The organism is Patiriisocius hiemis, from assembly GCF_031846325.1.
In the GTDB taxonomy this organism is placed as follows: Bacteria; Bacteroidota; Bacteroidia; order Flavobacteriales; family Flavobacteriaceae; genus Patiriisocius_A; species Patiriisocius_A hiemis.
The window spans coordinates 1-259 of sequence record NZ_JAVRHZ010000031.1 but is presented as its reverse complement, the minus strand read 5'-3'; the positions used below and the strand labels follow the sequence as shown (position 1 = coordinate 259).

The 259-nt window shown below is 43.2% G+C and carries 1 protein-coding gene; it reads left to right on the top strand.

Annotation, left to right across the window (positions count from 1 at the left end):
- A partial coding sequence (locus RM538_RS13415; RefSeq protein WP_311333948.1) for a hypothetical protein occupies positions 1 to 259 on the top strand: 259 nt, incomplete at both ends.

Sequence of the window (259 nt, the reverse complement as noted above, 5' to 3'; positions counted from 1 at the left end):
AACTTGGGTAGGTGGTGCTCCTGCTGCAACAGGATACGAAGCTGAAGGTGGTAGCTTAATGGCAACTTTTGCTGGTGAGCCTATTGCTGGTGACTGGACACTTACTATTTTAGATGGTGGTCTTGGTGACGAAGGAGATATTTTTGATTTCTGTTTAAACTTTACTGGTAATGGAGTAGTTGGAACACCTCCTACTATTTCTTGTCCTGCAGATATTACAATCACTACCGATGATGATGGAGCTGGAGATTGTACAGCT